A 14,313-nucleotide genomic window follows, 5' to 3' on the forward strand; every position below is an offset into this window, starting at 1 on the left:
GGACATTCAGTTTGCAACCGCGTTGTCAGAGGGCCAAAGATTATACTCAAGAATTAACGTGTTCCTTACTGTAGCGCCGCTTCCAGGCGGTAGGCGTCAGGCCGGTGTGCTTGCGGAAGATCTGGCGAAAGTAACCAACGTCATTAAAACCGCACCGCTCCGCCACCTCTTTTAACGAACGCGCGTCGCTAATCAGCAACTTTTCCGCCTCGCGCACCCGCTGGCGGTGGATGGCTTCCGTTAGCGTAAGGTGAAATACCCGCCGATAAACGCGTCCCAGATAATCCACATTGCAATGCAGTTCTTTCGCCAGAACCGAGCTGGAAAGCGGCAGGTGATAGTGCGTTCGAATCAGCTGCTGCACTTTCCAGGCCAGCGACACGCCAGCGGCCTCGGCGTTTTCATTCTGCCGGGCGTCAACGGTGAGCTGCTGCAAAATCAGCAGCACGATGAACTCCAGCGCCGGGCTGCGCTGGTGCTTTTCCTGCTCGTTCATAAACTGGCGAAAAAGCGTAATCAGCGCCTGCGGATCGGCAACCTGGGTATGCTGCGGCACGGAAAGATGCGTCAGCCAGCGCGGGTCGCTGTCCGGCGCTTTGACCTCAAAATGGAGCCAGTAAAATTTAAGATCGGCGGGAAACTCCTCAACGCCAATATGGCGGCGATGCGGCCAAAGCAACAGGCTTTCCCCGGCGTCGACACAGAAAACACATTCTTCTTCCTGAATTTTCAGGCAGCCTTTTTCCACAAATATAATTTCCCACGATTGCAGACGCCTGGCAGGATGACGCCCAATGCCGCGAGAAATAAATAATCCGCCGTTTTGGACTTTAATCGGTAATGTCATGGATAGTTCGAGCATTAATATGTCATTTCCCGCTCATTCAGCACCGTATTTCATATTAGCTTTTGATTATTAACTAAAAATAGTCATTTCATTCGATCCATCTCACATTTTTAAATACGGGTCGGAATCGTCATCTTTTTTTACTCTTTTATCGCCTTGTCGCTCACCGCTATCTGGGCAAAATGAATCAGGTCATAACGCGAAAATAAAAATTACTGCCATAAAATACCCCGTCAGCGAGGAATATCTATGACCTCTACAACCTTAAGGAGCACGAAATGAACGTACTGGAAGTCGATCTGCATAAACTGACGGTCAGCGATCCGTTCCTCGGACAGTATCAACAACTGGTTCGCGATGTGGTTATTCCTTACCAGTGGGATGCGTTAAACGATCGTATTCCAGAGGCTGAACCCAGCCATGCCATTGAAAATTTCCGCATTGCCGCAGGCCAGCAGACGGGCGACTTTTACGGCATGGTCTTTCAGGACAGCGACGTGGCGAAATGGCTGGAAGCGGTTGCCTGGTCACTGTGCCAGAAGCCCGATCCAGCGCTTGAGAAAACCGCCGATGAGGTGATTGAACTGGTGGCCGCCGCGCAGTGTGACGATGGCTATCTCAATACGTACTTTACGGCAAAAGCCCCGCAAGAACGCTGGAGCAACCTGGCGGAGTGCCACGAGCTTTATTGCGCCGGGCACCTGATTGAAGCGGGCGTCGCCTTCTTTCAGGCCACTGGCAAGCGTCGGCTGCTAGACGTCGTTTGTCGCCTGGCCGATCATATCGACAGCACTTTCGGCCCTGGCGAAAATCAGCTGCACGGCTATCCGGGCCACCCGGAAATTGAGCTGGCGCTGATGCGTCTGTATGAGGTAACAGAGCAGCCGCGCTATATGGCGCTGGCAAGCTACTTTATCGGGCAGCGCGGCGTCCAACCGCACTTCTACGACGAAGAGTACGAAAAACGCGGCCAGACCTCGTACTGGCATACCTACGGCCCGGCGTGGATGGTCAAAGACAAAGCCTACAGCCAGGCGCATCTGCCAATTTCGCAGCAGCAGACGGCCATTGGCCACGCGGTACGTTTTGTCTATCTGATGACTGGCGTGGCGCATCTCGCTCGCCTGAGCAACGATGAAGGCAAACGCCAGGACTGCCTGCGCCTGTGGAAAAATATGGCGCAGCGTCAGCTGTATATCACCGGCGGGATTGGCTCGCAGAGCAGCGGCGAAGCCTTTAGCAGCGATTACGATTTACCGAATGATTCGGTCTATGCGGAAAGCTGCGCTTCAATCGGCCTGATGATGTTCGCCCGCCGGATGCTGGAAATGGAAGCCGATAGCCAGTACGCCGACGTGATGGAGCGCGCGCTGTACAACACCGTCCTCGGCGGTATGGCGCTGGATGGCAAGCATTTCTTCTACGTCAACCCGCTGGAAGTGCATCCAAAATCGTTAAAATTCAACCATATTTACGATCACGTTAAGCCCATCCGCCAGCGCTGGTTTGGCTGCGCCTGCTGCCCTCCGAATATCGCCCGCGTGCTCACCTCCCTTGGTCACTACATCTACACGCCGCGTGCGGATGCGCTGTACATCAATATGTACGTGGGTAACAGCATGGAAATACCCGTTGAAAATGGCGCGCTCAAACTGCGAATCAGCGGGAACTACCCGTGGCAAGAGCAGGTGAAGATCACCATCGACTCTGTGCAGCCGGTACGTCACACGCTGGCGCTACGTCTGCCGGACTGGTGCCCTGAGGCAAAAGTGACGCTCAACGGGCTGGAAGTGGAGCAGGATATTCGCAAAGGTTATCTGCATATCCGTCGGACCTGGCAGGAGGGCGATACGATAACCCTGACGCTGCCGATGCCGGTTCGCCGCGTGTATGGCAATCCGCTGGCGCGTCACGTCGCCGGTAAGGTCGCCATTCAGCGCGGGCCGCTGGTCTATTGCCTTGAGCAGGCCGATAACGGCGAAGAACTGCATAATCTGTGGCTACCGAAAGAGAGTGAGTTCCGGGTCTTTGAGGGCAAAGGGATTTTTGCGCATAAGATGCTGATTCAGGCTGAAGGCGAGAAGCAAAGCGCCCCAGATGCGCAGCATCAGGCGTTGTGGCACTACGATAACGCGCCGTCATCGCGCCAGCCGCAGACGCTAACGTTCATTCCGTGGTTTAGCTGGGCCAACCGTGGCGAGGGCGAAATGCGGATTTGGGTTAACGAGCGGTAATACTGTGCCGGATGGCGGCTGCGCCTTATCCGGCCTACAAGATTTGCAATATCAGTATATTGCGATGAATTTTTGTAGGCCTGATAAGCGAAGCGCCATCGGACATGACCACCAGGCTAATATCAACGCGGTAGGCCCGATAAGCGAAGTGCCATCAGACATTACCACCAGGCTAATATCAACGCGGTAGGCCCGATAAGCGCAGCGCCATCGGGCATTACCACCAGGCTGATATCAATGCGGTAGGCCCGATAAGCGCAGCGCCATCGGGCATTACCTCTTGCGTCAGAACAGCCCCAGCGGCTTATCGGAATAGCTCACCAGCAGGCACTTGGTTTGCTGGTAGTGTTCCAGCATCATCTTATGCGTTTCGCGCCCGATGCCCGACTGCTTATAGCCGCCGAACGCCGCATGTGCCGGATAGGCGTGATAGCAGTTGGTCCATACGCGCCCGGCCTGAATGCCGCGCCCCATCTTATAGGCCAGATTGCCGTTGCGGCTCCAGACGCCAGCGCCGAGGCCATACTGCGTATCGTTAGCGATTTCCAGCGCCTCCTCCATGGTTTTAAAGGTGGTTACCGCCAGCACCGGGCCAAAGATCTCCTCCTGAAAGACGCGCATATTGTTCTTACCAAACAGGATAGTAGGCTCAAGGTAATAGCCCTCTTTAAGTTCGCCATCCAGTTCCTTGCGTCGCCCACCGGTCAGAATATCGGCCCCCTCTTTTTTACCGATATCGATATAATTGAGGATAGTCTCAAGCTGGCCGTGGGAGACCTGCGCCCCCATCTGTGTACCGCTATCTAGCGGGTTCCCGCTGCGAATGCTCTCTACCCGGCGAATAGCGCGCTCCATAAAGCGCTCATAGATGGACTCCTGGACCAGCGCACGGCTTGGACAGGTACACACCTCGCCCTGGTTAAAGGCAAACAGGGCAAATCCCTCCAGCGCTTTATCAAAGAACGCATCTTCCTCATCCATCACGTCGGCGAAGAAGATATTGGGCGACTTGCCGCCTAACTCCAGCGTTACCGGAATAATATTCTGCGTGGCGTACTGCATGATCTGTTGACCCACTTCCGTCGAACCGGTAAACGCCACCTTCGCGATACGTTTCGAGGTCGCCAGATATTCGCCGATCTCGCCGCCCGCGCCGTTCACGACGTTGACGACGCCCGGCGGTAACAGATCGCCAATGATTTCCATCAACAGCAAAACGGAAAGCGGCGTCAGGCGTGCCGGTTTAAGCACCACGCAGTTACCTGCCGCCAGCGCTGGCGCCATTTTCCAGCTTGCCATCAGCAGCGGAAAGTTCCACGGGATTATCTGTCCCACGACGCCAAGCGGTTCGTGAAAATGGTAGGCCACGGTTTCGCTATCAACTTCGCTAATCCCGCCCTCCTGCGCACGTATACAGGAGGCGAAATAGCGGAAATGATCGATCGCCAGCGGTACGTCGGCGGCGCTGGTTTCACGAATCGGTTTACCGTTATCCCAGGTTTCCGCTGTCGCCAACAGTTCGAGGTTTTGTTCCATCCGATCGGCGATCTTAAACAAGATAGCGGCACGGTCTTGTACTGACGTATGCGCCCACTTATCTTTCGCCTTATGCGCGGCGTCGAGCGCTAAATCGATATCTTTTTTACCGGAGGAAGCGACTTCACATAGCGGCTGGCCGGTCACTGGCGTCAGGTTTTGATAATATTCGCCGTCGGCGGGCGCAACCCAGTCACCACCAATAAAATTGTCATAGCGGGCTTTTAACTTCAGTGGGTACCCGTATTCACCTGGCTGAATACGTGTTGAAGGGGGATTGTTCGTCATGACCAACTCCTTATTGTAAAGGTACTCCACAAGGGTAGACGGTGCTGGTGAATTTTTCGCCAATGATTTCCCGCTTTACGACAGCAATCACGAATTACTTTCCTTTACGTTTCTCCGTCTGGTTTTAGCCATACTAAACAGGTGCCTGTTTAACGTACGGAGAACACTATGCAGCAATATATCGGTATTGATGTGGGAGGAACTCACGTCAAATATGGCGTGATTAACAGTGACGGCGAAGAATTAACCCATCATCAATTCGATACGCCAGAGGACGCCTCCACGTTTACCCGCAAATGGCAGGATGTGGTGGCGCGTTGCCAACAGGACTATGACATTGCGGCAATCGGGGTTAGTTTCCCCGGCCATATTAATCCCCATAACGGTCATGCGGCAAAAGCGGGCGCGCTGGCTTACCTGGATGACGTCAACCTGATGGAGTTGTTCAGCGGGCTGACCGATCTGCCGCTGGTCGTGGAGAACGACGCGAACTGTGCGGCGCTGGGCGAAATGTGGCGAGGTGCCGGGCAGCATTATGACAATCTGGTCTGTATTACCATTGGAACCGGCATTGGCGGCGGTATTATCGTCGGACGAGAACTGTATCGCGGCGCACATTTCCATGCCGGTGAATTCGGCGTCATGCCGGTCGGGAACAATGGCGAAAGTATGCATAAAATCGCGTCAACCAGCGGATTAATGGCGTCGTGCCGCCAGGCGCTGGCGCTGCCCGCCGAAGAGATGCCGCCTGCGGATGTGATCTTCGAACGAATGGCGACCGATGTTCATCTGCGTGAAGCGGTCAATGACTGGGCGCGTTATCTGTCACGCGGCGTTTACAGCGTGATCTCTATGTTTGATCCGGGCGTGGTGCTGATCGGCGGAGGAATAAGCGAACAGGAAAAGCTCTACCCGCTCCTGACGCGGCATCTTGAAACGTTTGAAATGTGGGAGGCGCTCCAGGTGCCGATTCAGCCCTGCCAACTGGGAAATCAGGCGGGCAGGCTGGGCGCCGTCTGGCTGGCGCAGCAAAAGCTCGCCCGAAGCTAACGAGTTACGTCTTATCCGGCCTGCATCGTCTACGCAGGCCCGGTAAGCGTCCGCGCCACCGGGCAAAGGCGTTACATCGCCGTGCGATAAAGTTCCACAATCTCATCGTGAGTCGCCTGAATAAGGCGCAAAGAATACGGGCAAAATTATTCTGATAACAGGTTCACGCTGGCTATTTTAAGAAGCCAGAAAAATAAAAAGCAACGCAATAATTGTATTGCTTCATTTGTTATTTAATTTAACCATTTCATTCTTTTTGCGGAAATAATAACGCATCACGTAATAAATGATCATTCCCACGACGTCGTGTAAATCCAATCCGGTCAAAATATTCAAGGATCTGAATGGCCAGTTTCCGCCCTACATTCAGCCTGTCGCGAAAATCCGCCGCACACGTTGATCCTCTCTCTTGATCCAGCTCGCGGATCATATTGGCGAAAGCGACAATCCGATCGTTACGATAGTACCGATCTTTTACGATCGCGGTAATGATGCCTTGCTGTGCCGCCTGCCGCAGCACCAGCCGCATCAATTGTTCTTCCGTTCCGGTCTCTTTCGCCAGATCGCGTACCCACCAGGGCTCATCGCCAAATAGCGGTTCAACTTTTTGCCAGACGGCCTGCTGCTCATCGCTAAATCCTGCTTTATGATCCGGCAGATGCAACCAACCGTGATGGCTATGAATCAGGCCGTCGTCGCGCATCCGCTCGATCAGCATCAGGACCAGCGCTTCATCTTCCATTGGCAGGGCCATGCGGCGTAAACGCTCGCGTCCCGGCCCCGGTTCATCGCGGTGCTGTTCGTGGTAGGTCGCCAGCGTATCAAGAATCTTACGCTGCCAGCGGGCGGCGACGGGCGCGCTTAACAAATTGTCTCCAGCCTGGATAAAACCATGTTGCTCAATAAGCTGACGCATACCGAGAGGATTAAGCTGACGCGCCCAACCGAAATCCGGCAGGTTGACGGCGCCGCGTTCCAGATGAATGGCCAACGCCGCGCTATCGTCCTGCGCGGCGGCAAGCGTTGAAAGCCAGTGCAAATAATCTGGCTTACGTTTACCGCGACGCGGCGCCTTAAGCGTCACCACGCGTGCGCCGGCAAGGGTGGCACGTGCGGAAATATCACGCAGCACCAGTCTGTCATTATCGGCCAGCCACAACGGGGTATCAAAGATCATCTCGGCCAGCCCGCCTTCCAGCAAAGAGACGCGACCAGTCACATGGCTGGCGGCATGGTGAATATGTAGCGGCTGCCATTGGGAAAGCGGCGCATGAAGCGTCAGAGAAACGATCACCCGGGAAAAAGCCTCCCCCACCGGCGCATCGGAAAGCAGCCAGTCGCCGCGGTTAAGCTGCTCCTTCTCCGCATCGCCCGCAATATTGAGCGCAATACGTTGCCCGGCATACGCATGGTCAGTGGGCTGATTTTGCGCGTGTAGACTTCGTACGCGCATCGGCGTATTAACGCCGGTCAACCATAGCGTATCGCCCACGTTTACCTCTCCGCTCAGCGCCGTTCCGGTCACCACCAGTCCCGCCCCTTTCACCGTAAACGCACGGTCGATAGCCAGGCGGAAGCGATGCTGCGCGGCGTGCAAACGTGCAGGAAGCTGCTGTAAATGAGCGCGAAGTTCTGCAATACCGCGTCCTTCATTGGCGGCGGTGACAAATAAAACGGTATCGGCGAAGCCATAGTTGTCGAGCGCCGCCAGTACCTCTTCACGTACTTCACCGATACGCGCCTCGTCCACGCGATCGGCTTTGGTCAGCGCGACGGTGAGCTGGAGATTACCCGTCAGTTGCAGGATCTGTAAATGCTCGCGCGTTTGCGCCATGACGCCGTCATCACAGGCGACCACCAGCAAAGCGTGATCGATACCGCCTACGCCCGCCAGCATGTTAGAGAGGAATTTTTCATGCCCAGGCACATCGATAAAGCCCAGCACACGACCATCCGGCTGCGGCCAATAGGCGTAGCCCAGATCGATAGTCATCCCGCGTTTTTTCTCTTCCGGCAGGCGATCGGCATTGACTCCGGTAATCGCCTGGAGCAACGTCGTTTTACCGTGGTCTACGTGTCCGGCAGTTGCAATAATCATTTCAGCATCATCTCCATAAACCGGCTTTCGTCTTCAAGACAGCGCATATCCAGCCATAAACGGCCATCATAAATTCGGCCAATGACCGGTACAGGCAGCATGCGCCAGCGGGCCGCCAGCGCCTCCAGCCGACTACCGCGCCCGTCGTGCGGGGTAAAGGTCATGGCGGCGCTGGGAAGGCGGTCTACCGGTAATGAACCGCTGCCGATTTGCGACAGGCAGGGTTTAACCTCCAGCGCAAATTCATCGCCGTAACGTGCCGCCAGCCGCGCCTGTAACCGCTGCGCTTGTTCGCGAATCGACGCTTCGCTGCGGGTTAACAGACGCAGCGTGGGTAATTTCTCCGCCAACGCTTCCGGGTGCAGATACAGACGTAACGTTGCCTCCAGCGCTGCCAGCGTCATTTTATCCGCACGCAGGGCGCGTTTCAGCGGATGGCTTTGCAGTTGGGCAATCATCGCTTTTTTGCCGACGATGATCCCGGCCTGCGGCCCGCCCAACAACTTATCGCCGGAGAAGCTTACCAGGCTGACGCCTGCGGCAATGAGCTGCTGCGGCATCGGCTCTTTGGGTAAGCCATATTGGCTTAAATCCACCAGCGAACCGCTGCCCAGATCCGCCACCACCGGAATATCCAGCTCTCGCCCGATTTCCGCCAGTTCCGCTTCCTCTACCGTTTTGGTAAAGCCCTCAATGCTGTAATTACTGGTATGCACCTTCATCAACAGCCCGGTATTTTCATTTACCGCCTGACGGTAATCTTTCGCGTGCGTCCGGTTGGTGGTGCCCACTTCATGCAGCGTACAGCCCGCCTGGCGCATAACATCCGGAATACGAAACGCGCCGCCGATTTCGACCAGCTCGCCACGCGAAACCACCACCTCTTTGCCGCTGGCTGTCGCCGCCAGCATCAGCAATACCGCCGCCGCATTGTTATTGACGATACAGGCGTCCTCCGCCCCGGTGATACGGCATAACAGCGTCGCCAGTGCCCGGTCGCGATGCCCCCGCCCGGCGCCATCCAAATCGTATTCCAGCGTCACCGGCGCGCGCATCGCCTGCGTTACCGCCTCAATCGCTTCTTGCGCCTGCAATGCGCGGCCAAGGTTGGTGTGCAGCACCGTCCCCGTCAGGTTAATCACCGGGCGCAGCGCGCTTTGCGCCGCATTTTCCAGCCGGAGTTTCGCCTCTTGCGCCCAGTCTGCGTACCAGTCGGGAAGCGTTTGCGTATTCCGGATGACGTCGCGCGCGTCGTCAAGCATCCGCCTAAGCAGATCAACCACCTGGGTATGACCATACCGATCGCGCAGAGAAAGAAAAGCGCTATCGTGCAATAAGCGATCGATAGCAGGAAGCTGGCTGTAGAGTGTACGCGTTTCGCTTGTCATGAAAATGCCTGGCTGTTGGTGGCCCTCTCCTGGCGGGAGAGGGATATCGACATAAGGGGGATTGTAACGTGAGTTTGCTCAGGCGGACATAATGCGCGTCAAGCCTTTGGCGCTTCGGTGCGGGCAAAGCTTTCGCGTTGAAAAAGCGTTTCGACCAGTTTGACCAGGTGGGGGCGGCTAACACACCAGCCGGGCGCGACCCGGCGGAAGTTGAGATAGCCTACCGCACAGGCAATCGCGATAGTCGCCAGATTGACCGTATCCGTTTTTAGTGTCCCGTCGCTCAGATAACTTTCGAGCATATCCAGGCTGCGGTTGATTTTTTCCCGCTGGCGCAACAGTTCCGTTTCCGATTGTTGCGCCGCCGGGCGCGCCTGTTCGCGTACAGAAACCAACGCTGCATCCATAATGCCGTCAGCCAACGCTTCAAGCTGGCGAACTTTAAGCGCTGCCATCGGGTCACGCGGGAGCATCGCTGGCGCGATATCCAGCAGCTCAATATATTCCGCGATGATCGGCGAATCGAACCAATACTCGCCCGCATCGGTGACCAACGCGGGTACTTTACCTAACGGGTTATAGCGCGCCACCCCGCTATCCGCGTTGTAGGGAAGTTCATTCACAAATTCGAAGGTGATGCCCTTTTCCAGTAACAGAATCGAAATTTTACGCACAAAAGGGCTGGTATAGCTGCCAATGAGTTTCATGCCGGGTCCTTTTTGCCAACAAAAAAGCGGTGCCCAATGATAGTGGGGCACCGCTTAGTATGGCTCAGGTCACTGAAAATGGCAGGTGATGACGGTCTCAATGATCCAAATAAAGGTAATGCATCCAACTGGTCATGCGCAGCAGTACTTTACGCATTACCGACACGTGGGCGAAATGGTCGGAATAGACTGCGACCTGGGCATAGATACCGTCCGGCAGCGCATCCACATCGGCATTCGGATCCAGCTCAATCGTGGCCAGCACGCCATCGGTACCCGGCACCACCGTTAAGGACTGTAATGCGCCCTGCGCCTGATAAGAACCACCCGGAACGACAGGAAGAATACTGGTCAGCTTGCCGGTGAAAATCTGACCAGGCAGCGCGTTAAACACCACTTCCGCTTCATCGCCTGGTTTAAGGCGCAGCAGCGAGTTCTGGCGGAATTGCGCCACGATTTGCCGTTTTTGTTCAGGAATAAACACCATTACCGGACGCAAAGGTAATGCTGCTGCGTAAGTCCCCGGACGAATTAAAATCTGCGTGGCATAACCGTTGCTGGGGGCACGAACTACCGTCTGTTCAAGATTGTATTTAGCCTCGGCAAGCTGGGCACGTAGGGACGCAACCTGAGATTGCTCACCGTTGACCATACTGTCTAATTGGCTCTGAATCTGCGTCTGTTCTGCAACCGAGCCTTTGACCAGCGCATCCTGTGCCAGATAGTTTTGCCGAGCATTATCGATATCGCTTTCAGAGAACGGGTTAACTTTCGCCTGACTGCCTTTCAAATAGCGTTGATAATCTTTATACAGACGGTCACGTTCAGCAGATACACGGGTGGTATTGGCGACCGCTTCCGACAACTGTGCTTTCAGGTTGTCGATGTTGTGCGTAGCGGTAACCAGATCAGCCTGCAGCCTGTCGACACGCGCCTGATACCGTACCGGATCGAGCTTAAACAGCACATCACCTTTTTTAATTAGCTGATTATTTTTATCTGTTACCTCACTAACAATTCCTGTGACTTGCGGAGTGACCGGAATTGAAATAACCGCTTTTTGCGCCGTAAAAGTATACGGGTGGTTATAGTTCATTAATAAAATCAATCCCGCAACAATGAACACCCCACCTAATGCAGCGGTAGCAAGCGTCCATTGGTTTACCGGAATACGGAATATTTTAAAAATGGCCCAGGCAAAGGCCACATAGGTCAGGACTATCAACAAATCCATGATTAAATCTCCGGAAAGGTGGAGTTATCGTTTTTTTTCTCCCCATCCAGTCTTTTTTCCAACTGGGTGATTCGCGCTGCCAGCGCGGCAATCTCAGGGTCTGACTCCTTTCCGGTCGGTGTGATGTGTGACTGCATTCCCCATCCCTTTTCAGGCTGGTAGAGCGTGGCCCAGATCCACAGGAACGGCCAAATAACATGAAGAGTGAACAGGCTCACCCATCCCGCAGTATGGATGGCATCGGCATGGGGATGGTTACGTTTTTTAGCCATGTTATAGGGAATATCGTGAATGGCGATGATTCCGTAAAACAGAACCAGAAAAACGAAGATCAGCACGCCCAACGCGAAATAATTTAGAAACATGCCTGCCTCGAATTCACGCTAATTAGAGTTTTTTATGCCGGCAGCCGTATGCACCCTGGCTGATGTTTTGAACATAACTGCAGTTTGGGGTTTTCGCCATACCACAAAATAAATATTTTTTCTGGTGAGAAGTTGCTTTGTTTTGCAATAAAAAATGTCGGGGGTAGAACCTGCCGCAGATCACATCTGCTCAAATCCAGATGAAAATAATTTGCGATCCACATCACAAAAATTCAACAAACAGCAAAACCAAAAATGTGAATCAGTTCACATTTAATCCTCATTTGCAGCGAATTATTGCACTGTGATGTTTTTTTGTACCGTTATTTTGTGATTAAAATCACATTAACTAACGCCATACACCCTATATTTACGTGACGAATATCACATAAAAGACCGTCGACTGGACAGTTGAACGATTCAGTGCCAGATTGCGCAGTATCTACACTACAGGGTCCGGCTACCTCTGCCGCTACATTAACAAACCTCGGGCTTTCAGCCTGCGCGACAGCAACATAAGAAGGGGTGTTTTTATGTCATCCGATATTAAGATCAAAGTGCAAAGCTTTGGTCGATTCCTCAGCAATATGGTGATGCCTAATATCGGCGCGTTTATCGCGTGGGGTATTATCACCGCATTATTTATTCCAACAGGGTGGTTGCCTAACGAAACGCTGGCGAAACTGGTTGGTCCGATGATCACCTACCTGCTGCCGCTGCTCATCGGTTATACCGGCGGTCGTCTGGTTGGCGGCGAACGCGGCGGCGTAGTGGGCGCTATCACTACCATGGGCGTTATTGTCGGCGCGGATATGCCGATGTTCCTCGGCTCGATGATCGCCGGTCCATTAGGCGGCTACTGCATTAAGAAATTCGACAGTTGGGTAGACGGTAAGATCAAATCCGGTTTTGAGATGCTGGTGAACAACTTCTCCGCTGGCATCATCGGTATGATCCTCGCCATCCTGGCGTTCCTCGGTATTGGTCCGGCGGTTGAAGTCCTGTCCAAAATTCTGGCGGCGGGCGTTAACTTCATGGTGGCGCACGATATGCTGCCGCTGGCGTCCATTTTTGTTGAACCGGCGAAAATCCTGTTCCTCAATAACGCGATTAACCACGGCATCTTCTCACCGCTGGGTATCCAGCAGTCCCATGAGATGGGTAAATCCATCTTCTTCCTGATTGAAGCTAACCCGGGTCCGGGGATGGGCGTCCTGCTGGCGTACATGTTCTTCGGTCGCGGCAGCGCTAAACAGTCTGCGGGCGGCGCGGCGATTATCCACTTCCTGGGCGGTATCCACGAAATTTACTTCCCGTACGTGCTGATGAACCCACGTCTGATCCTGGCCGTTATCCTTGGCGGTATGACTGGCGTATTCACCCTGACCATCCTGAACGGCGGTCTGGTTTCTCCGGCTTCTCCTGGCTCGATTCTGGCGGTACTGGCGATGACGCCAAAAGGCGCTTACTTCGCTAACATCGCTGCCATCGTGGCGGCAATGGCGGTCTCCTTCGTGGTTTCTGCAATTCTGCTGAAAACCAGCAAAGTGAAAGAAGAAGATGACATTGAAGCGGCCACCCGTCGTATGCATGACATGAAAGCGGAATCTAAAGGCGCCTCTCCGCTGGCGGCTGGAGATGTCACCAACGACCTGAGCCATGTGCGTAAAATCATCGTGGCTTGCGATGCCGGTATGGGTTCCAGCGCGATGGGCGCAGGGGTACTGCGTAAGAAAGTACAGGATGCGGGCCTGAGCCAGATCTCCGTCACCAACAGCGCCATTAACAATCTACCGCCGGATGTGGATCTGGTCATTACTCACCGCGACCTGACCGAACGTGCGATGCGTCAGGTACCGCAGGCGCAGCATATTTCGCTGACCAACTTCCTGGATAGCGGCCTGTACACCAGCCTGACCGAACGTCTGGTTGCCGCACAGCGCCACAATACTAATGAAGAGAAAGTACGCGACCATCTGAAAGACAGCTTTGAGGAGGGTGATAACAACCTGTTCAAACTGGGTGCGGAGAATATCTTCCTGGGCCGTAAAGCCGCTAACAAAGAAGAGGCGATTCGCTTTGCCGGTGAACAACTGGTGAAAGGCGGCTATGTTGAGCCGGAATATGTCGAAGCGATGCTGGACCGCGAAAAGCTGACGCCGACTTACCTCGGTGAATCCATCGCAGTACCGCACGGTACGGTGGAAGCTAAAGATCGCGTGCTGAAAACCGGCGTGGTGTTCTGCCAGTATCCGGAAGGCGTACGCTTCGGTGAAGAAGAAGACGATATTGCCCGTCTGGTCATCGGCATCGCCGCACGTAATAATGAGCACATTCAAGTGATTACCAGCCTGACCAACGCGCTGGATGATGAATCCGTGATCGAACGTCTGGCGCACACCACCAGCGTGGATGAAGTTCTGGAACTGCTGGCAGGTAAAAAAGCTTAACAGTTAAGCATCCCCAAAATAGTTCGAGCTGCAGGAAGGCGGCAACGCAGTGAATCCCCAGGAGCGTACATAAGTACGTGACTGGGGTGAGCGAGGAGAGCCAACGCATCTGCAGT

Annotated in this window: 10 protein-coding genes; 3 read left to right on the top strand and 7 right to left on the bottom strand. The window is 54.3% G+C overall.

Annotated elements, in window-relative coordinates:
- Nucleotides 1–46: 46 nt before the first annotated feature.
- Complete coding sequence (locus tag J4613_RS15390) at nucleotides 47–862, bottom strand: helix-turn-helix domain-containing protein (protein WP_023209007.1); 816 nt, start codon at nucleotides 860–862, stop codon at nucleotides 47–49.
- 263 nt (nucleotides 863–1,125) lie between these two features.
- Here J4613_RS15390 and J4613_RS15395 point away from each other — a divergent pair, with 263 nt between their 5' ends.
- Nucleotides 1,126–3,081 carry a glycoside hydrolase family 127 protein gene (locus J4613_RS15395; RefSeq protein WP_023209008.1) on the top strand — a complete coding sequence of 652 codons (1,956 nt, stop codon included), beginning with the start codon at nucleotides 1,126–1,128 and terminating at the stop codon, nucleotides 3,079–3,081.
- 285 nt (nucleotides 3,082–3,366) lie between these two features.
- Here J4613_RS15395 and aldB read toward each other — a convergent pair whose 3' ends face one another.
- Nucleotides 3,367–4,905 (bottom strand): aldehyde dehydrogenase AldB, encoded by a 1,539-nt coding sequence (gene aldB, locus J4613_RS15400; protein WP_000183985.1) that lies wholly within the window; start codon nucleotides 4,903–4,905, stop codon nucleotides 3,367–3,369.
- Nucleotides 4,906–5,073: 168 nt separating this feature from the next.
- Between aldB and J4613_RS15405 the strand changes: the two genes are divergently transcribed.
- Nucleotides 5,074–5,955 carry an ROK family protein gene (locus J4613_RS15405; RefSeq protein WP_001188269.1) on the top strand — a complete coding sequence of 294 codons (882 nt, stop codon included), beginning with the start codon at nucleotides 5,074–5,076 and terminating at the stop codon, nucleotides 5,953–5,955.
- 247 nt (nucleotides 5,956–6,202) lie between these two features.
- Here the strand turns inward: J4613_RS15405 and selB are convergent, their stop codons facing one another.
- From selB to J4613_RS15430, 5 genes are all read right to left on the bottom strand, one after another.
- The gene (gene selB / locus J4613_RS15410) at nucleotides 6,203–8,053 is read right to left on the bottom strand and encodes a selenocysteine-specific translation elongation factor (RefSeq protein ID WP_111742193.1); all 1,851 of its coding nucleotides are present in this window, start codon (nucleotides 8,051–8,053) and stop codon (nucleotides 6,203–6,205) included.
- Complete coding sequence (gene selA / locus J4613_RS15415; RefSeq protein ID WP_000200187.1) at nucleotides 8,050–9,441, bottom strand: L-seryl-tRNA(Sec) selenium transferase; 1,392 nt, start codon at nucleotides 9,439–9,441, stop codon at nucleotides 8,050–8,052. Before selA ends, selB begins: the two co-directional genes overlap by 4 nt.
- A 98-nt stretch (nucleotides 9,442–9,539) precedes the next feature.
- Nucleotides 9,540–10,148: a glutathione S-transferase gene (locus J4613_RS15420; protein WP_000766677.1), complete on the bottom strand. Its 609-nt coding sequence runs from the start codon at nucleotides 10,146–10,148 to the stop codon at nucleotides 9,540–9,542.
- A 97-nt stretch (nucleotides 10,149–10,245) separates the two neighbouring features.
- Nucleotides 10,246–11,382: an HlyD family secretion protein gene (locus J4613_RS15425; protein WP_000364909.1), complete on the bottom strand. Its 1,137-nt coding sequence runs from the start codon at nucleotides 11,380–11,382 to the stop codon at nucleotides 10,246–10,248.
- 2 nt (nucleotides 11,383–11,384) lie between these two features.
- Nucleotides 11,385–11,747: a DUF3302 domain-containing protein gene (locus tag J4613_RS15430; protein WP_000479642.1), complete on the bottom strand. Its 363-nt coding sequence runs from the start codon at nucleotides 11,745–11,747 to the stop codon at nucleotides 11,385–11,387.
- Between the two features lie 533 nt (nucleotides 11,748–12,280).
- On the opposite strand from J4613_RS15430, the gene mtlA reads away from it, so the two are divergent.
- Entirely contained in the window at nucleotides 12,281–14,197 is a 1,917-nt protein-coding gene (gene mtlA / locus J4613_RS15435; protein ID WP_000093287.1) for a PTS mannitol transporter subunit IICBA, read from the top strand.
- Nucleotides 14,198–14,313: the final 116 nt, after the last annotated feature.

Source organism: Salmonella sp. 32020114201800008SM (assembly GCF_017572025.1).
Classification (GTDB): Bacteria; Pseudomonadota; Gammaproteobacteria; order Enterobacterales; family Enterobacteriaceae; genus Salmonella; species Salmonella enterica.